Source organism: Sphingomonas sp. S2M10, from assembly GCF_012650175.1.
Classification (GTDB): domain Bacteria; phylum Pseudomonadota; class Alphaproteobacteria; order Sphingomonadales; family Sphingomonadaceae; genus Sphingomonas.
The window spans coordinates 92794-109604 of the sequence record NZ_JAAILI010000077.1; the positions used below are offsets into that span (position 1 = coordinate 92794).

The 16811-nt window shown below is 70.1% G+C and carries 17 protein-coding genes and 1 riboswitch; of the genes, 3 read left to right on the top strand and 14 right to left on the bottom strand.

Going from position 1 to position 16811, the window contains the following annotated elements:
* The first annotated feature begins 29 nt into the window (after positions 1–29).
* Positions 30–1073, top strand: a complete 1044-nt coding sequence (locus S2M10_RS18070) for a DUF2332 family protein (protein WP_247650896.1) — start codon at positions 30–32, stop codon at positions 1071–1073.
* On the opposite strand, the gene pncB is transcribed toward S2M10_RS18070, so the two are convergent.
* The 14 genes from pncB to S2M10_RS18140 form a co-directional block, all read right to left on the bottom strand.
* On the bottom strand, positions 1070–2374 hold the full coding sequence (pncB, locus tag S2M10_RS18075; RefSeq protein WP_168847270.1) for a nicotinate phosphoribosyltransferase: 1305 nt from the start codon (positions 2372–2374) through the stop codon (positions 1070–1072). The two genes, S2M10_RS18070 and pncB, sit on opposite strands and share 4 nt — an antisense overlap.
* A gap of 9 nt (positions 2375–2383) precedes the next feature.
* A complete protein-coding gene (locus tag S2M10_RS18080; protein ID WP_168847271.1) occupies positions 2384–3781 on the bottom strand; it encodes an efflux transporter outer membrane subunit in 1398 nt (465 codons plus the stop codon).
* Between the two features lie 2 nt (positions 3782–3783).
* Positions 3784–4716 (bottom strand): HlyD family secretion protein, encoded by a 933-nt coding sequence (locus S2M10_RS18085; protein ID WP_168847272.1) that lies wholly within the window; start codon positions 4714–4716, stop codon positions 3784–3786.
* Entirely contained in the window at positions 4713–4928 is a 216-nt protein-coding gene (locus tag S2M10_RS18090) for a DUF1656 domain-containing protein (protein WP_168847273.1), read from the bottom strand. The genes S2M10_RS18085 and S2M10_RS18090 overlap by 4 nt, the downstream gene beginning before the upstream one ends.
* Positions 4925–6970 carry an FUSC family protein gene (locus S2M10_RS18095; protein ID WP_168847274.1) on the bottom strand — a complete coding sequence of 682 codons (2046 nt, stop codon included), beginning with the start codon at positions 6968–6970 and terminating at the stop codon, positions 4925–4927. Before S2M10_RS18095 ends, S2M10_RS18090 begins: the two co-directional genes overlap by 4 nt.
* Positions 6967–7419: a MarR family transcriptional regulator gene (locus tag S2M10_RS18100; protein WP_247650897.1), complete on the bottom strand. Its 453-nt coding sequence runs from the start codon at positions 7417–7419 to the stop codon at positions 6967–6969. The genes S2M10_RS18095 and S2M10_RS18100 overlap by 4 nt, the downstream gene beginning before the upstream one ends.
* Positions 7420–7578: 159 nt before the next feature.
* The gene (gene cobU, locus S2M10_RS18105) at positions 7579–8085 is read right to left on the bottom strand and encodes a bifunctional adenosylcobinamide kinase/adenosylcobinamide-phosphate guanylyltransferase (protein ID WP_168847275.1); all 507 of its coding nucleotides are present in this window, start codon (positions 8083–8085) and stop codon (positions 7579–7581) included.
* A complete protein-coding gene (locus S2M10_RS18110; protein ID WP_168847276.1) occupies positions 8082–9539 on the bottom strand; it encodes a cobyric acid synthase in 1458 nt (485 codons plus the stop codon). The genes cobU and S2M10_RS18110 overlap by 4 nt, the downstream gene beginning before the upstream one ends.
* Positions 9527–10459 (bottom strand): adenosylcobinamide-phosphate synthase CbiB, encoded by a 933-nt coding sequence (cbiB, locus tag S2M10_RS18115; RefSeq protein WP_168847277.1) that lies wholly within the window; start codon positions 10457–10459, stop codon positions 9527–9529. Before cbiB ends, S2M10_RS18110 begins: the two co-directional genes overlap by 13 nt.
* Positions 10452–11429: an aminotransferase class I/II-fold pyridoxal phosphate-dependent enzyme gene (locus S2M10_RS18120; protein ID WP_168847278.1), complete on the bottom strand. Its 978-nt coding sequence runs from the start codon at positions 11427–11429 to the stop codon at positions 10452–10454. The genes cbiB and S2M10_RS18120 overlap by 8 nt, the downstream gene beginning before the upstream one ends.
* The gene (locus S2M10_RS18125) at positions 11426–12148 is read right to left on the bottom strand and encodes an adenosylcobinamide-GDP ribazoletransferase (RefSeq protein ID WP_168847279.1); all 723 of its coding nucleotides are present in this window, start codon (positions 12146–12148) and stop codon (positions 11426–11428) included. The genes S2M10_RS18120 and S2M10_RS18125 overlap by 4 nt, the downstream gene beginning before the upstream one ends.
* Positions 12145–12711 (bottom strand): histidine phosphatase family protein, encoded by a 567-nt coding sequence (locus tag S2M10_RS18130; RefSeq protein WP_168847280.1) that lies wholly within the window; start codon positions 12709–12711, stop codon positions 12145–12147. The genes S2M10_RS18125 and S2M10_RS18130 overlap by 4 nt, the downstream gene beginning before the upstream one ends.
* Positions 12708–13724: a nicotinate-nucleotide--dimethylbenzimidazole phosphoribosyltransferase gene (cobT, locus tag S2M10_RS18135; RefSeq protein WP_211091124.1), complete on the bottom strand. Its 1017-nt coding sequence runs from the start codon at positions 13722–13724 to the stop codon at positions 12708–12710. Before cobT ends, S2M10_RS18130 begins: the two co-directional genes overlap by 4 nt.
* A 158-nt stretch (positions 13725–13882) precedes the next feature.
* Positions 13883–14083, bottom strand: a riboswitch (cobalamin riboswitch).
* A 55-nt stretch (positions 14084–14138) separates the two neighbouring features.
* Positions 14139–14504, bottom strand: coding sequence for a hypothetical protein (locus S2M10_RS18140; protein ID WP_168847281.1), 366 nt, complete (start codon positions 14502–14504; stop codon positions 14139–14141).
* A 215-nt stretch (positions 14505–14719) separates the two neighbouring features.
* On the opposite strand from S2M10_RS18140, the gene S2M10_RS18145 reads away from it, so the two are divergent.
* Both S2M10_RS18145 and S2M10_RS18150 read left to right on the top strand, forming a co-directional pair.
* On the top strand, positions 14720–15451 hold the full coding sequence (locus tag S2M10_RS18145) for a response regulator transcription factor (protein ID WP_168847282.1): 732 nt from the start codon (positions 14720–14722) through the stop codon (positions 15449–15451).
* Positions 15448–16758, top strand: coding sequence for an ATP-binding protein (locus tag S2M10_RS18150; RefSeq protein ID WP_168847283.1), 1311 nt, complete (start codon positions 15448–15450; stop codon positions 16756–16758). Before S2M10_RS18145 ends, S2M10_RS18150 begins: the two co-directional genes overlap by 4 nt.
* Positions 16759–16811 lie beyond the last annotated feature (53 nt).

Here is a 16811-nt window from a genome sequence, read left to right on the forward strand (position 1 = left end):
CGCGGCAATTTCTGCCCGGGAAAATGGTAATGAACATGATCGCTCCCCGGACGGGCATTGCGGAGATAGCGCGCATGGCGCGGGTGGCGGTGGATCTGGGCTCGCCCTTCATCGGCGCGGTACTAGCCGCCGGCCTCCGCCAGCTGGGCCGTGGTCCCCACAGCGAGGCGGTGATCGCTCACTGGGAAGGCGACCCTGCTTCGGCGGCCCTGGCGATGCGCTTCAACGCCGCGCTGCACTTCCTTGCCCGCCGCGGCAATCCGCCGGCGCTGGCGGCGCTCTATCGCCACGAGCATGATGATTTTGACAGGGCGATCGGCGAGGCGCTGGCCGCCGAGGACGACCTGATCGCGGGCTTTCTTCGCCGCACGCCACAGACCAACGAGGTCGGACGCTCGGGCGCGATCGTCGCCGCGCTGATGCAGGTCCGCCGCCGCTTCGGCTTGCCGTTCGAGCTGCTCGAGATCGGCTCGAGCTGCGGCCTCAACCTCAATCTCGGCCGCTACGGCTTCGATCTCGGCGGGGTTCTTGCGGGCGACCGCCAGTCGCCGGTGCAGGTCGCGCCGGATTGGCACGGCCCGGCGCCGCAGCCCGCCCCGCTGGAAGTCGTTTCCGCGCGCGGCGTGGACCTGAATCCGCTCAGCGCCGCGGATCCTGCGACTTGCGAGCGGCTGATGGCCTATATCTTCGCCGACCAGCCGGCACGGCTGCACCGGCTGGAGGAAGCGCTGGGCATGGCGCGGCGGCATCCGCCCGAAATCGAGAAGGGGGACGCCTCGGAATGGCTCGCCCGCCAGCTGGCCGAACCGCAGACGGCGGGGGTCTGTCGCGTGGTTATGCACTCGATGGTGCTACAGTATCTGCCGCCGCGCGACCGCGCCGCGGTGGTGGCGATGATCCAGGATGCCGGCCGGTACGCGACCCCGGAACGTCCGCTCGCCTGGGTCGGCTTCGAGTGGACGGAGACGCGCAGCGAGGTGCGGCTGTCGCTCAGCTGGTTTCCCGGCGGCGAGGAACGTCGCGTGCTGGCTACCTGCCACCCCTATGGCAATTCGGTGGATTGGCGCGGCTAGACCTGCACCGCCTGTTCGGTACGCCCCGCGTCGCCGAACACGCGGAGGTAGCGTGCGATCTCGGTCGGTTCTCCGGTTGCCTTGGCCGGATTGTCCGACAGCTTGACCGCCGGCCGGCCGTTCGCCGCCACCACCTTGCATACCAGCGAGATCGGCTCGAGCCCGGCCTCGCCATCGGGATCGCAGCCGCGGAAATCGTTGGTGAGGTTGGTGCCCCAGCCGAAGCTCATCCGTACGCGGCCATTGAAGTGGCGATAGGTCGCCTCGATGGATTCGACGTCCATCCCGTCCGAGAAGATCAGCAGCTTCTCGCGCGGGTCGCGGCCATGCGCCTGCCACCAGCGCAGGATCTGCTCGCCGCCGGGAATGGGCGGCGCGCTGTCCGGGCGGAAACCGGTCCAGTCTGCAACCCAGTCGGGCGCGCGGGCGAGGAAGGAGGTGGTGCCGAACGCATCGGGCAGGGCGATCAGCAGGTTGCCGGCATAATGCGCACGCCATTGCTCGAGCACGCGGTAGGGCGCGTCGGCCAGGCTCGCATCATCGGGCGCAAGCGCGGCCTCCACCATCGGCAGCTCGTGCGCGTTGGTGCCGATCGCCTCCAGATCGGCATCCATCGCCAGCAGCACGTTGGAGGTGCCGATGAAGCGATGGCCGAGCCCCTCCTTCAGCGCCTCCACGCACCAGCGCTGCCAGAGGAAGCCATGGCGGCGACGGGTGCCGAAATCCGAAAGCACCAGGTCGGGCAGGTGGCGCAGCCGCTCCACCTTGTCCCACAGCTTGGCCTTGGCGCGGGCATAGAGCACATCGAGCGCGAACCGGTCGCGACCCCGCATCGCCGCGCGCGAGCGTAGTTCGTTGACGATGGTGAGCGCCGGGATCTCCCACATCGTCGTGTGGGTCCAGGGGCCGTGGAAGTGCAGCACGAACTGGCCGTCGCGGCGCTCCAGTTCATAGGGCGGCAGCTGGAAATCCGCGAGCCAGGCGATGAAATCGGGCGCGAACATCTGGGTCTTGCCGTAAAAGCTGTTGCCGGCGAGCCAGATGCGCTCCTTCTTGGTGAAGCGCAGCGTGCGGGCATGATCGAGCTGGGCGCGCAGTTCGCCCTCGTCGATCACGTCGGCCAGCCGCACCGACCTGGTGCGGTTGATCAGCGAGAAGGTAACCTGCGTCTCGGCATGCAGCCGCCGGATCATCTGAAGCATCAGCAGCTTGTAAAAATCGGTATCGAGCAGGCTGCGGACGATCGGGTCGAGCCGGAAGTTATGATTGTAGGTCCGGCTCGCAATGTCGGTGAAGGTCATGAGCGCCCCTTATTCCCAACCGCCGCCGAGCGCGAGGAAGATCGCGATCTGATCGTCGGGCAGGCGGGCCTGCGCGGTGGCGTAGCTCGCCTCCGCCTGCGCGAGGCTGCTCTGCGCTTGGAGCAACGCGAGGAAATCGCTGCGCCCGAAGCGGAACAGCCTGCCCGCCTGGTCCGCCGCCGTCGCCGCGCTGTCCCGCGCCTGGCGGAGCGCTTCGGCCTGGTCGCGGTCCCGCGCATAGGTCTCCAGCGCGATTTCGGTATCGCGTAGCGCGCCGAGCACGGTAGAATCGAACCTGGCGACATCGGCTTCCACCTGCGCGCCGGCGGCATCGATCCGGGCACGGACGGCAGGGCGATTGGGGAAGCTCCAGCTGATCAGCGGGCCGAGGCTGAAGCCGAACGCGCTGGGGCTGCCGAGCTTGTCGAGCGCGCCGCTGAGCCCGGCCGAGCCGCCCAGGCTGATCTGGGGGTAAAGGTCCGCGGTGGCGACGCCGATGCGGGCGGTATCGCCGGCGATCACGCGCTCGGCCTGGCGAATGTCCGGCCGGCGGCGGATCAACGCGGCGCCGTCGCCCACGGGCATCGGCCGGGGCAGGCTGGGCAGCGCAGCGCAGCTTTCGACCTCGCGCGGATAGTCCGCGGCGGGGCGGCCGAGCAGGGCCGCGAGCGTGTAGAGCCCGGCGCGGCGCTGGGCGGCGAAGACCGGCAGATTTGCCTCACTGGTCTGCACCGCGGCCTGCGCGCGGGTGACGTCGAAGGCGGTGCCACGCCCGGCGCGCTGCAGCCGCTGGGTCGCGCCGAAGGTCTGGCGCTGGATCGCGACAATGCGCTGGGTGGCGGCAAGCCGGAAATTGGCGGCACAGACATCGGCATAGGCGCGGGCGGTGGCGGCGGCGACGCTGATGCGGACGGCGTCGCGCGCGGCGGCCACCGCATCCCGGTCCGCCAGGCTTGCCTCGATCGCGCGGGCGATCTTGCCGCGCACGTCGAGCGGATAGCCAACCGAAATGCCGAGATCGTAGCCGAGCGTGCCGGGCAGGGTGGCGCCGGTGCCCGACGGCCGCGCCAGCGTGCCGCCGCCGGACAGGTCGGTGGTCAGCTGGCGTTCGGCCTCGGCCTGGCGGACCACGGCCTCGGCGCGGCGAAGATTTGCGTCGGCGGCGCGCAGGTCGGCATTGGCGCCGAGCGCCTCCGCGACCAGCGTGTCGAGCCGCGGATCGGCATAGAGGCGCCACCAATGATCGGGGAGTGGCGCATCGGAGAAGGCGGCATTCCGCGCCGACAGGAAGGCGCCGGTGGCCGACGGCGCGCTGGCCGGACCGTTGACCGGCGGGTGATAGTCCGGGCCGGCGCGGGTACAGCCGGCGATCAGCGCAAGTGCGGCGAGAAGCGGGAGCCGGCGCATGATCAACGCGCCTCGGCGGAGGCGGACGGCGCCGGCGCTGTCGGGCGAACGGCGAGCGGCTGTGCGGTGGCGTTCGGCTGTACCGTCACCGTCGCCGTGCGGCCCGCGATCAGGCGGACGTCGGGCGGCACCCGGGTAAGCTTCACGCGCACCGGGATGCGCTGCGCCAGGCGCACCCAGGTAAAGGTGGGATCGACGTTCGGCAGCAGATTGCCCGCGTCGCTGCGGGTGGTGTCGTTGATACCGGCAGCGATGCTCTCGACGACGCCGTAGAGCATCCGCGGCTCGCCCATCAGCTGTACCGTCACCGGCGCGCCGATCCGGATGCTGGTCAGCTTCGTCTCCTCGAAATAGCCTTCGACGCGGATGCTGTCGGCATCGATCAGCGCCATCGCCTGCTGACCGGCCGCGACATAGTCGCCGGGGTGCAGATCGAGATTGGTCACCGTGCCGTTGACCGAGGCCTTCACCCGGGTGCGCGCGACGTTCAACTCGGCGCTCTGCACCGTGGTGAGCGCCTGGGCCAGCGCGGCCTGGGCGGTGGCCACGCGTGCGACATTCTGCTCGTGAGTCTCGGCGGCGACGAGATTGCCGAGCGCAAGGTCGCGTCGTGCCTCGCGCTGCGCCTGATGGAGCGTCGCACGGGCGCTTGCCACGCTGGCACGCGCCTGGGCGAGTGCCAGCGCATAGCGCGGCTGGTCGATCACGAAGAGCAGATCGCCCGCCTTCACCTGCTGGTTGTCGCGTACTGCTACCGCGGTGACGAGGCCGGCGATATCCGGCGTCACGCGCACCACATCCGCCCGCACGCGGCCGTCCCGCGTCCACGGGCTGCGCGCATAATGCTGCCACAACCACAATGCGACGAAGGCGGCGACGACCACGATCAGGATCGTCGCGGCACTGCGGCCAAGGGCAGGGAGGTAGCGTTTCATGCGTGGAATCCGATCGAGGGGGTGGCCCAGGCGAGCAGGCCGAGCAGGAGGATGAAGAGGCACAGGTCGACAAGCGCGCGATAGGCAACGAAGCGATACAGCCCGAAGGCGTTGAGCAAGCGTGACAGCGCGATGGTCAGCAGCATGGCGAGGACGCCCAGCAGCAGCAGCGTGGGTACATAAACGCCATCGATCGCGACCTCCCCCGTCACAGCACGGCCTCCGATGCGGGATCGGCATGGGGGAAGAGGTTGCGACGCAGCCCCAGCAGGCCCAGCGCGCCGGTGCGGCGGACGGCCGCATCGTCATCGCGCGCGATGACATGCAGCGCTCGATCGATATGCGCGAGCAGGGCAGGATCCTCCGGCTTCTCGGCGTCGGGTTCGAGGCGACGATAATAATTGCCGACGTCGCGCAGCACGTCGGTGAGCGGGGCGGCGCGCTCGGGCGGCAGTTCAAGGCGGAGCGCACGCAACTCGGCGATGGCCACGCCGGTGCGCAGGTCGCGCAGCGCGTCGTAGAGCGGCTTGCCGGGAGCCCGGCCGGCCAGCGCCAGGCGCGGCGCGAGCAGCGCGATCCGGTCCAGCATGCGGTTGATCCAGCCGCGCACGTCGGGCGGGGTCATCAGGTTGCTCCTTTCGGCGATGTCGGCCCAGCCCGCACGAACCGTCCGCCGGATCGCCTGTTCGATGCCCGCCGATTGCAGCAGCCGCGCCATCAGGATCGCGAAGGCCACCCCCATCAGCTGCGCTATCGCGCCGTTGACGAAGCTGGCGAAGGCGCTGGTGTAGCGCGCGGAAATCAGCAGCGGGCTGCCCAGGCCGAGCAGCGTCGGCAGTGCCAGGCCCATCCATTTCGGCGAGTGCATCATCGCGCCCAGGATCAGCAGCGGCGGTGCCATGGCGGCGGCAAGCTGGCCGAATCCGTCCAGTCGCGGCATGATCGCATAGCCATAAAGGGCGCCCAGCATCGTCGCGACCAGCGTGCCCCAGAAAAAGGAGCGCAGCGGCAGCAGCGGATCGGGGGCGGCGGCGAACAGCGCCAAGAACACGCCCGCGAGCATCACCGCCGTCGAGCCTTCCGCCCAGCCGCTGGCGATCCAGATCGCTGAGCCTACGGAAAGGGTGAGAAACGCGCCGATCGCGCCGCGCAGGGCGCCCACCCAGTCGATATGGAGCTCACGACCGCGGCGCCCCTCCAGCAGCTCTGCGACGCGGGGGCTCACCGGGCGGCGATCCAGCGTGGCGAGCTGGTCGGCGAGATCCCGGCAGTCGCGGTGCGCGGCGATGAGAGCAGCGAGCCGCGAAAGCAGGCTGAGCAGCAGCAGGTCTTGCCACGAACTGCCGGCATGCACATCGGGCTCCAGCGCGGTGCAGCGGGCCTCCAGCGCAGCGGCCTGTGCGGTGCGCGTGTCGCGGTCGCCGTCCAGCGTCTTGAGCCACGCCTGTGTGTCGGCGAGCAGCGTCGCCACTTCAGGAGGCAGGCCGCCATGCGCCTGCAGTCCCCTGGTGCGATCGTCGACCGCCGCGCCCAGCGGCATCAGCAGCGACAGCTGGTCCTGCAACGCGCGGACAGTGCGCACGCGCGGGGTGGTGCGCGCAGTCTCGTAGGGCAGGTGAATGGAAAGCTGGTGGAGTTCGGTGATGTCGGCTGCCAGTCGCCGGCGCTCCGCGTCGACGCCGGGCACCGTTTCCAGCGCGAGCGAGTCGTGCGACCAGCGTTCGGCGTCCTTGAGGATCGTCGACACGCGCGTCAGCAGGAAGGCCGCCACCGATCGGGGAAAAACGACGCCGTGCACCAGGCTGCCGCACAGGATGCCCAAGGTGATCTCCTGCACGCGCAGGCTGGCAACGGTAAAGATGGTGCCCGGCGCGTCCACGCTCGGCAGCACGATCAGCACGGCGCTATAGCCTGCCAGCACGAACATGTAGGAGCGGGGCGTGCGATCGAGCAGCGATACGAACACGCACAGCGCAAGCCAGCCCGAGATGGCGATCACCAGCAGTTCCGGCGTGTTGATCAGCGGGGGAACCATCGCCACCGCCGCGGCCGCGCCGACGACCGTGCCGATCACGCGGAACAGCGCCTTGGAGAAGACCGCTCCGGCCAGCGGCTGCGCGACGATATAGGCGGTGAGGAACGACCAATAGGGCCGGTCGAGCCCGATGGACAGCGACAGATAGACCGCCAGCATGGCCGCTGCATAGGATTTCAGCGAGAAGACGGCCGCATCGATGCCCCAGCGATCCTTCATGACCGCGGCTGTCGTTCGGCGAGACGTGCAGCCAGATGCTCCATCACTTCCAAGGTGGTCTCCAGCGCCGCATCGCTCACGCCTTCGAGCAACGCGCTGCGCAATGTGGCAAGCCGCGCGTCGATCCGTACCGCGAGCGAAATGCCGGTTTGCGTCAGCCGCAGCCGGTTCGCGCGGCGATCGCTTGCGTCGACGACGCGCTGCACCAGCCCGGCATCCTCCAGCGCGTGCAGCGTGCGGACGAGCGATGCCTCGGTTACACCCACCGCACGGGCCAGATCTGCCTGGCGCGTCTCCTCACCCAAGCGCTGGAGGTAGACGAGCGCCCATCCGGTCGAGTTGGAGATATCGAGCGAGGCAAGCGTCGCGTCGGCCAGGCGTTGCCACGCCCGCGACGTGGGGTTCATCCGCGTCGCAAGCGCGCGTTCCAGAGTCTGTCGATCCGCCATGCGATGCTTAGTTAGAACGCTAACTAATTTGATCAAGGCCTTTCGGAGCGGCCAGCCGGTTTTTTCAAGCGATATGCTGCCAGCCGCCTGGATGCGGTGCTTGCATCGTGTCGCGCCAGGGCAGGCCCGGCGTCGGCCGTCCTGCCGCGTTGACGTCCTCTACTTGAGCTGCAGCGGCAGCCCTGCGGCGATGAATTGCACCTCATCCGCCACGGCGGCGATCGCCTGGTTCAACCGGCCTGCCGCGTCGCGGAAACGTCGGGCGAGCGCATTGTCCGGCACGATGCCGAGGCCGACCTCGTTGGCGACGAGGATCACCGGACCGGTCGCCCCCGCCACCGCCCTTGCCAGCGCCTCGGTTTCGGCATCGAGGTCGCGCTCGGCGAACATCAGGTTCGACGTCCACAGAGTCAGGCAGTCGACCAGCAGCACGCGTTCCGGCGCGGCATCGGCGAGTATCGCGGCGGGGAGGTCCAGCGGCACGTCCCGTGTCGACCAGCGCGGGCCGCGATCCGCGACATGGCGCGCGATGCGATCCTCCATCTCGGCGTCCAAGGCCTGCGCCGTGGCGATGTAGAGCAAGGCTCCGCCATGGGCTTCGGCGCGCGTCTGCGCATAGCGGCTCTTGCCGGAACGGGCGCCACCAAGGACGAGCAGGCTGGTCATTGCGGGGCCTCCCCGGCAAGCGCGATCAGCGCGGGGATGTCGACATGGGTCTCGAGCTCGGCTGCGATCGCGTCCAGCGCAGCGTCGACCGAGGCGGCATAGTCGATGTCAGACCCAGCCACGCCGATCCGCGCCAGCAGTGCGCGCCGCAGCCCGGTGCTGGCGAACAGGCCGTGCAGATAGGTGCCGAGCACCCGTCCGCCGACTGCCACCGCGCCGTCCGGGCCGCTATCCAGCAGGGCGAACGAGGCGGCGGTGTCCGGGCCGGTCGTCACGCCCATATGCATTTCATAGCCGCGAATCTCCGCCCCCAGCGCCGTGCCGCGCGCGGGCCGCAGTGCCTTGTCGCGCGTGAGTTCGGTTTCCACGTCCAGCAGGCCGAGGCCGGGCGCGCTGCCGGCGGGGCCTTCGATTCCGTGCGGATCGGCGATGGTGCGGCCGAGCATCTGATAGCCGCCGCAAATCCCCAGGATCGCACCGCCGCGTCGGTGATGGGCGCGCAGGTCGATATCCCAGCCCTGCTCGCGAACAGCGGCGAGATCGGCGATCGTCGCCTTGGAGCCGGGCAGCACCACCAGCGCCGCGTCGCCGGGCAGCGGCCGTCCCGGCGGGATCATCGCCACGGTCACACCGGGTTCGAGCTTCAGCGGATCGAGATCGTCGAAATTGGCGATGCGCGGCAGCATCGGGCAGGCGATCAGCGTATCGCCGCCGGGCTTCCGCGGGTTTCGCTCGAGCACCACGGCATCCTCGCTCGGCAGTCGCGCGGCGTCGCGCAGCCACGGGATCAGGCCAAAGCCGCGCCAGCCGGACCGTTCCGCGATCTGGGCATAGCCATCGGCGAACAGCGCGGGATCGCCGCGGAACTTGTTGATCAGGAAGCCGCGGATCATCGCCGCATCCTCGGCCTCGAGCACCGCGCGGGTGCCGACGATCGCCGCGATAACGCCGCCGCGATCGATGTCGCCGACCAGAATCACGGGCACGTTCGCCGCGCGGGCAAAACCCATATTGGCGATGTCGCCGGCGCGCAGGTTGATTTCGGCGGGCGAGCCCGCGCCTTCCACCAGCACGAGGTCGCATGTCGCGCGGAGGCGGCGGTAGCTGGCCATCACGTCGCCGAGCAGCGCCTTGCGGGCCTCGCGGAAATTGCCGGCGTTGAGCGTGCCCCGCACCTTGCCATGGACCACCAGTTGCGAGGTGCGGTCCGCCTGCGGCTTCAGCAGCACCGGATTCATGTCGGTATGCGCGGCCACCCGGCAGGCAAGCGCCTGGAGCGCCTGGGCGCGGCCGATCTCGCCGCCGTCCTCCGTCACCGCGGCATTGTTGGACATGTTCTGCGGCTTGAAGGGGCGGATGCGAATGCCGCGGTTCGCCAGCGCGCGGCAGAGCCCGGCGACCAGCACCGACTTGCCCACATCCGATCCGGTTCCTTGCAGCATCACCGCAGCCATGCGACTCCTCCCGCGATCAGCCATAGCAACCCGCAGGCGCGGACATAGAGGCCGAGCGCCCGGCGGATGTCGCACGCATCGGCATCGGGGCGGCCATCGCCGATCCAGGGCTTGGCGTGCACCGCGCCGTCATAGGCGATCGGCCCGGCCAGCCGCAGCCCCAGCGCGCCGGCCATCGCCGCCTCGGGCCAGCCGGCGTTCGGGGAGGCGTGGTTTCCGGCATCGTGCCATAGCGTCCGCCAGCCGCGCCCGGCTGCGAGGCACAGCAGCAGGCCCGAGACGCGGGCCGGCAGCAGGTTGAGGAGATCATCGGTGCGTGCCGCCGCCCATCCGAACGCACGCCAGCGCGGCTCGCGGTGTCCGATCAGGCTGTCGGCGGTGTTGATCGCCTTGTACGCCCACAGCCCCGGAAGGCCGCCGACCAGCAGCCAGAAGAGCGGCGCGACGATCCCGTCGCAGAAGCTTTCGGCGAGGCTCTCGATGGCGGCGCGCGCCACGCCGGGCGCGTCCAGCCGCGCCGTGTCCCGCCCGACAATATAGCCGACCGCCCTCCGTGCGGCGGCAAGGTCGCCGCAGGCCAATGCCGATGCCACGGGGCGAACATGCAGGTACAGGCTGCGCTGGGCCAGCCCCGGGGCGGCGGCCAGCACGACAAGCAACCATCCGAGGGAAGCGCGTGCCGCAGCCGCTTCGATCGCCAAGCCTGCGGTGACCGCGGTGGCCAGCAGCAGGCCGACGGTTACCACCCCCAGGATGCGGCGGCGCCGCGCGGGCATCTCCGGTCGGTTCCAGCGCCGCTCGCAGGCGGCGATCAGCCGCGCAAAGCCGCCGACCGGGTGACCGACACGGGCGTAGAGCCAGCCCGGCCAGCCCACGGCCGCCTCGACCACCAGCGCGGCGAGCGCCACCGGCTCAGCCATGGCGAAGCACGCGATCGAGGCGGTCCAGCGCCTGCGGGTCGGCCGGTACGCCGAAGCGCAGCCAGTGCGGGGCATTTTCGAACGGCCGGACGAGAATATGAGCGCGTCCCAGGCGCTCAAAGAGGGCAGCGGCATCGGGGTGTGCGACCAGCCGGAACAGCGGCGACGCGCCGACGGGCACAAGACCATGGGCGCGCAGCAGGGTGTCGAGGGCGGTGGCGCGACGCGCAAGGGTGGCGCGTGTCGTCGCGATCCAAGTGCCGTCCCGATAGGCGAGGGTGCCGATCGCCAGCGCCGTCGCATCGATCGGCCAGTCCCCGAGCAGGGCGCGGTAGCGGGCCACGATCTGCGGCGGCGCCAGGACGAAGCCCAGCCGAAGCCCGGCGAGCCCAAAGAACTTGCCGAAGGAGCGGAAGACGATCAGCTTGCGTCCCTCTCCCACCAATGGGGCGATGCTTGCTTCGGGATCGGTATCCATAAAGGCTTCGTCGACGATCAGCCAACCGCCTGCGGCGGTGCGCTCCGCCAGCAGCGCCTCGATTTCCGTTCGATCGAGCAGCGTGCCGCAGGGATTGCCGGGATTGGCCAGCAGCAGGGCGGCATCGCCCGGTACCGGCGCCGCGGGGGACAAGGGCAGGCTGTCGGCGAAAGCGGCGCCGTGGGTGCGATAGCCGGGCACGCGGTGGCAGGCGCGTCCCCCCAGCAGCGGACCGAGCAATCTCAGTCCGATCTCGCTGCCCGGCACCGCGCAGACCAGCGCGGGCGAGACTCCGAAATGCGATGCCGCCGCCGCTTCGAGCCGTGCCAGCGCGGCCGGATCGGGCAGCGGTCCGAGATCGGCGACCAGCTCCGCCGGCACCGGCCAGGGAAGGGGGTTGATGCCGGTCGAAAGATCCAGCCACGGGCCATCGCCGAAGCGGGCGCGGGCGGCGGCGAGATTGCCGCCATGGTAGCGCAGCGGGTCGCTCATCCCAGGTGCGCCGCGACCGCGAGCGCGAGCAGCAACCCCGTTTCGACCAGCTCGATCCCGGCGCCGTGCGCGTCCCCGCAGATGCCGCCGAGCAGGCGCCGGACGCGCCATCCCCAGCCCGCGATCAGCGGCAGCGCCACGAGCAGCGCAGGCGCCGCGAGCAGACCCGCGAAGGCGAGCATCACCAGCCAGACGATCAGGTCCGCCGGGCGGACGGCGTTGCGGAAGCGGCTTGCCAGCCCCGCGTGCAGCGGCGGCAGCCAGCGGGTCCAGACCAGCGGCCCGAAGCGCGCGGCGGCGGGCACGAACAGCACGACCCACCAGGCCGGGACGGCAAGCACGGCGTGAAGCAGCACCAGCTTGGCGAGCAGCTGCAGGCCGATCGCGACGACGCCGAAGCTGCCGACATGCGGATCGGCGAGCACCGCCTGAAGCCGCTCGCGCCCCTTGTGCAACGCCCCGCCGGCATCGGCGAGGTCGGCCAGACCGTCCAGGTGCAGCGCGCCGGTGACGGCGACCCAGGCGACCAGTCCGAACAGCGCGCCCGTCCAGGGATCGAGCAGGCTGCCCAGCCACAGGCCCAGCACCACCAGCAGCCCCACGGCCAGGCCCGCCGCAGGAAACCAGCGCATCGAACGCGCGAAGGTGGCGTCGTCCGCCACCACCGGCGGCAGCGGCAGACGCGTCAGGAACTGGAGGGCGAGGAGCAATTCTTTCATGTTAAAAGTCCGATGATCTGGCCGATGCGGGGTGTGCCGGGCCAGATCCGCAGGCTGAGCAGCGCGGCATGCGGCAGGGCGATGTTCCACAGCTGGGGGAAGTCGATCGCGCACAGGCTGGCGAGCGCCGCGCGCATCGCCCCGGCATGGGTGAGCACCAGCGTCGGGCGATCGATCGTGGCCAGCGCGGCCGTCACCCGATCGACCAGCGCCGGCCAGGCTTCGCCGCCGGGGGGCAGGTGGCGGGCGGGGTCCGCCTGAAAAGCGGCGAGCGCGGTCGCGTCGATCGCGTCCAGCGCCATGCCGTCCCAATCACCGAAATCCAGTTCGCGCCAGCGCGCATCCTGGAGCGCCGCGAGTGCCAGCTCCCCTGCGATCTGCTGCGCGGGAACGCGGGCGCGGGCGAGATCCGAGCTTTGCACCGCATCCACGGCCAGCCCGGCGCCGCGCGCGATGCACGCCGCCACGCCTGCGGCCAGCGGCTGCGCATCGGTGCGGCCGATCAGCCGCCCCTCGGCCTCGGTGGCGCCGTGGCGGAGCAGATGCACCAGGATCCCGCTCATGCGCCGCCGGCGACGCCTGCTTCGGCGAAGGTCGCCATGCCGTTGTGCGCGGCCAGCGCCGAGCGGAGCACCGCCGCCGCAACGGCGGCCCCGCTGCCCTCGCCGAGCCGCATGCCCAGGTGCAGCAGCGGCTCCAGTTTCAGCCTTTCGAGCAGGCGAGGATGGCCGGGCTCCAGCGAGCAATGGCCGGCGATGCAGTGATCGACGATCCCCGGCGCCGCCGCCGCCAGCGGCGCGATCGCCGCGCAGCAGATAAAGCCGTCGAGCAGTACCGGCACGCCCGCGTGGCGCGCGGCGAGCACCGCGCCGGAGATTGCCGCCAGCTCGCGTCCGCCGACGCGCCGCAGCGTCTCGAACGGCGTCGTCGGTGCCGACTCATGCCGCGCGATCGCCCGCTCGATCACCGCAGCCTTGTGGCTGACACCGGCGCTGTCGAGCCCGGTGCCGGGGCCGCTCCAGTCGACAGCGGTTCCGCCGAAGCTGCGCAGGCACAGCGCCGCCGCCGCGGTCGAATTGGCGATGCCCATCTCGCCCAGCAACAACAGGTCTGTGTCCGGCGTCACCACCGCCGCCCCGCGCATCAGCGCGGCGAGGCAGGCTTCCTCCGCCAGCGCGGGAGCTACGGTGAAATCCTCGGTCGGCCGGTCGAGATCGAGCGCCACGACGTCGAGCGGCATCCCGATCGCACCGGTAAGGGCGTTGATGGCGGCTCCCCCGGCCGCGAAATTGGCGACCATCTGTACCGTGACCTCGGGCGGGAAGGCGCTGACACCCTGTGCCGCGACGCCGTGATTGCCGGCGAAGATCACCGCTTTCGCGCTCGCCATCGAGGGGCGCACGCGGCCCTGCCAGCTTGCCAGAAAGATCGCGAGATCCTCCAGGCGACCCAGCGATCCGGGCGGCTTGGTCAGTTGCTGCTGGCGGTCCCTGGCGGCGTCCGCGGCGGCCGTGTCCGGGGCCGGCAGCGCGGCGAGGGCGCGATCGAAGGCCGCTACGCTCGAAAGGTCGATCATGCCCGGGCGCTCCCGTGGCCGAAGAAAACAAGAATGTGCACGTCCGGCTGCTCCGCGGTCCCGCAATGACAATCGGCCCGGACGCACGATTGCGCGCCCGGCCCCGTTCCTGTCGCTCGCACGGACGATACCGCACCATGGCCGCACCCTGGGCCCGGTGTGAGCGACCCCTTGCCGGCAGGTCTCCTGGCTCGCGGGTCGCTGCGGCTCGGACGCCTTCTCGGGATCGCTCCCAATGGCGGTTGTCCGGCCGCTCTCCGCACACAGTTGCAGGGGCAGCTGCGGCATGGGACGCGCAAACGTCCGCACCGCATTCCCTTTTTCGCCCGCGAACGGGCACCGGCATGGGTTTGAAGGAGAACCTTCGCGCCCGCTCTAGCCTCGGCGGCGCCGGCGCGCCAGAGGCGCCGTGGCTTATTGGTAGAGCTGGGCGCTGCGCGGCAGCAGCTGGTCGATCCGGACGATCAGGTCAAACAGCAGCTGGATCGCCGCGCCGCCCTCGCCGAGTTCCTGCACGCCCCGCAGCTCGTAGGTGGCAGAGACGACCGCGCGCGTCGTGCCGGCGATATCGGATGCATGGGCGATCCCCGCCTCGTTGCGGTTCACGCGCACCAGCAGCCAGGCGAGCTTGTGCGCCGCGTCGATCAGCTGGATCCGCTCTGCGGTGAGGAAGGCCCCGCTTCCGGTGGCTTCGATCACCGCCGCGGAAAGCCCGTCCAGTGCCGCGAGCAGGTGACGCGGTCCGAACCCCTCATCCTGCGCCGGTGTCAGATCCTGCATCGGACCTTCGAGCTGGATGGCTGCCAGCGTGCCCCGATTCGCGCGGGAGCGTCCGGGCACAACGGAACGATTGAGGCGCGGCATCTGCATGAAAGGTCCCCCACGATGGCCTGTCTTGTATCGTGCCCGAGTCGCGCCGCCCGTGACGCCCGTCACGCCCGATCCCGCCGCGCCGCCGTTGACCCTCCGCATCCTCGTCCCTAGGTTTCGCGACGATGTACGCAGGTGAACCCACGCTTAGCCTCCCCACGATCGTTCTGGTCGAGGACGATCCCCAGCTGCGCACCCTCACGGCGCGCGCGCTCCAGGAAAATGGCTACACGGTGCGTCCCGCCTCTTCCGCGCCCGAGATGTGGCTGGCGCTGGAGCAGGGGCCGGTGGACCTGGTGCTGCTCGACGTGATGCTGCCGGGCACCAGCGGGATCGATCTGTGCCGGGCGATCCGGCAGAAAAGTTCGGTGCCGATCATCTTCATCTCGGCCAAGGGCAGCGAGACCGATCGCGTCGTCGGACTGGAACTGGGGGCGGACGATTATCTGGCCAAGCCGTTCGGCACGCGCGAGCTGGTTGCGCGGGTGCGCGCGGTGCTCCGCCGCGGCGCCGGCGAGCGGGATACCGCCGAGCGGCCCAAGGGCGAGATCCAGTTCGACGGCTGGACGGTCAACCTGCCGCGCCGCGAGCTGCTGTCGCCGACCGGCGCGGTAGTGGACCTGACCGGCGCCGAGTTCGACCTGCTGGTGACCTTGTGCGATCATTCGGGCCGGGTGATCTCGCGCGAGCGGCTGATCGAGTTGTCGCGCACCCGGCTGGGCGACAGTTCGGATCGCAGCATCGACGTGCTGGTGAGCCGGTTGCGGCGCAAGCTCTCCGACGCGGGCCATCAGGCGCCGATCGTCACCGTGCGCGGCATCGGCTATACGCTCAACGTGCCCGTGACACGAAGTTGAGCGCCTTTCTCAAGCGACCCTCCGGGCTGATCGGGCAGGTTTTCGCGATCCTGCTGCTCACGATCCTTATCGAGTTCGCCGTTTCCACCCTGCTCTACGAGCGGGCGAGCCAGTTCGCGGTGCGCGACGACGAGGCGCGGCGGCTGGCCGAGCATCTGGTGATCGCGCGCAAGCTGCTTGCCGAACAGCCGCCCCAGCGGCGGGAGGAACTGGCGGGTGAATTCACGACGTCGCGCTACGAAGTACGCTGGATGCCGCGACTGCCCAACGGTCTGCGCGAGCAGCCCGATCTCGATCGGCTCTACGAGCAGGTGGTGTTGTGGGAGCCGACGCTCGCATCCCAGGGATTGCGCCTGAGACTGACTTCGCAGGGCAGCAAGGCGCTGATCGTCGGCGCGGTCCCGATGTCGGACGGCAGCTGGATGTATTTCCGCACACGCGAGCACGTCCACGCGGCGGACCTCGGCCTGTCGCGGATCCTGCTTGCACTGGCCCCTGCACTGGCGCTGATCCTGATCAGCGGCATCCTGGTGCGCCGGATGCTGCTGCCGATGCGCCGGCTGGCGCTCGCTGCCGACCGTTTCGGCACCGGCGGTATCCTCGAGGTGGAGGAGGCGGGGCCCAAGGAACTGCGCCGCGTGATCAGTGCCTTCAACCGCATGCAGGAACGTATCCAGCGACTGATCGCCGATCGTACCCAGGCGCTCGCCGCGGTCGGCCACGATATGCGCACGCCGCTTGCCCGGCTGCGGCTCCGCGCCGATGCGATCGCCGATCCGGACGTGCATGCTGCAGTGGAAACCGACATCACCGAGATGGAGGCGATGATCGCGTCGCTGCTCGCCTTTCTGGGCGGAGAGGGGGACAAGGAGACGCCCGCGCGCGTCGATCTGGCCGTGCTGTGCGCGACGATCGCCGACGACAATGCCGACCATGGCCGCGATGTCGAATATGATGGGCCGAACCATTTCGAGCATGTGCTGCGGCCGCTGATGCTCAAGCGGGCGCTCAACAACCTCGTCGACAACGCGGTGCACTATGCCGGCCAGTGCTGCATCCGGCTCGTGCCGGAGGACGGGATCGTCGCGATCCGGGTCGAGGACAAGGGGCCGGGCATCCCGGAAGAAGATCTGCAGCGCGTGATGCAGCCTTTCGTCCGGCTGGACGATGCACGATCGCGCGACACGGTCGGGTTCGGGCTCGGTCTCTCCATCGTCGCGCGCGCCGCGGAGGCGGAGGGCGGAAGCTTTCTGCTGGCCAACCGCGACGGAGGCGGGCTCTGCGCGGAGATCCGCTTGCCCCGCTAGACGCCAGGCGCTTAGCAACGTTTCCTTACGAACGCGCCGCGATGCAGCAAACG

Coding starts and splice junctions, on each gene's coding strand:
- S2M10_RS18080 (WP_168847271.1), bottom strand. CDS start 3,781: ATGCGCCGGCTCCCGCTTCTCGCCGCACTTGCGCTGATCGCCGGCTGT.
- S2M10_RS18120 (WP_168847278.1), bottom strand. CDS start 11,429: ATGAGCGACCCGCTGCGCTACCATGGCGGCAATCTCGCCGCCGCCCGC.
- S2M10_RS18125 (WP_168847279.1), bottom strand. CDS start 12,148: ATGAAAGAATTGCTCCTCGCCCTCCAGTTCCTGACGCGTCTGCCGCTG.
- cbiB (WP_168847277.1), bottom strand. CDS start 10,459: ATGGCTGAGCCGGTGGCGCTCGCCGCGCTGGTGGTCGAGGCGGCCGTG.
- S2M10_RS18145 (WP_168847282.1), top strand. CDS start 14,720: ATGTACGCAGGTGAACCCACGCTTAGCCTCCCCACGATCGTTCTGGTC.
- S2M10_RS18100 (WP_247650897.1), bottom strand. CDS start 7,419: ATGGCGGATCGACAGACTCTGGAACGCGCGCTTGCGACGCGGATGAAC.
- pncB (WP_168847270.1), bottom strand. CDS start 2,374: ATGACCTTCACCGACATTGCGAGCCGGACCTACAATCATAACTTCCGG.
- cobT (WP_211091124.1), bottom strand. CDS start 13,724: ATGATCGACCTTTCGAGCGTAGCGGCCTTCGATCGCGCCCTCGCCGCG.
- cobU (WP_168847275.1), bottom strand. CDS start 8,085: ATGACCAGCCTGCTCGTCCTTGGTGGCGCCCGTTCCGGCAAGAGCCGC.
- S2M10_RS18095 (WP_168847274.1), bottom strand. CDS start 6,970: ATGAAGGATCGCTGGGGCATCGATGCGGCCGTCTTCTCGCTGAAATCC.
- S2M10_RS18085 (WP_168847272.1), bottom strand. CDS start 4,716: ATGAAACGCTACCTCCCTGCCCTTGGCCGCAGTGCCGCGACGATCCTG.
- S2M10_RS18110 (WP_168847276.1), bottom strand. CDS start 9,539: ATGGCTGCGGTGATGCTGCAAGGAACCGGATCGGATGTGGGCAAGTCG.
- S2M10_RS18140 (WP_168847281.1), bottom strand. CDS start 14,504: ATGCAGGATCTGACACCGGCGCAGGATGAGGGGTTCGGACCGCGTCAC.
- S2M10_RS18130 (WP_168847280.1), bottom strand. CDS start 12,711: ATGAGCGGGATCCTGGTGCATCTGCTCCGCCACGGCGCCACCGAGGCC.
- S2M10_RS18070 (WP_247650896.1), top strand. CDS start 30: ATGAACATGATCGCTCCCCGGACGGGCATTGCGGAGATAGCGCGCATG.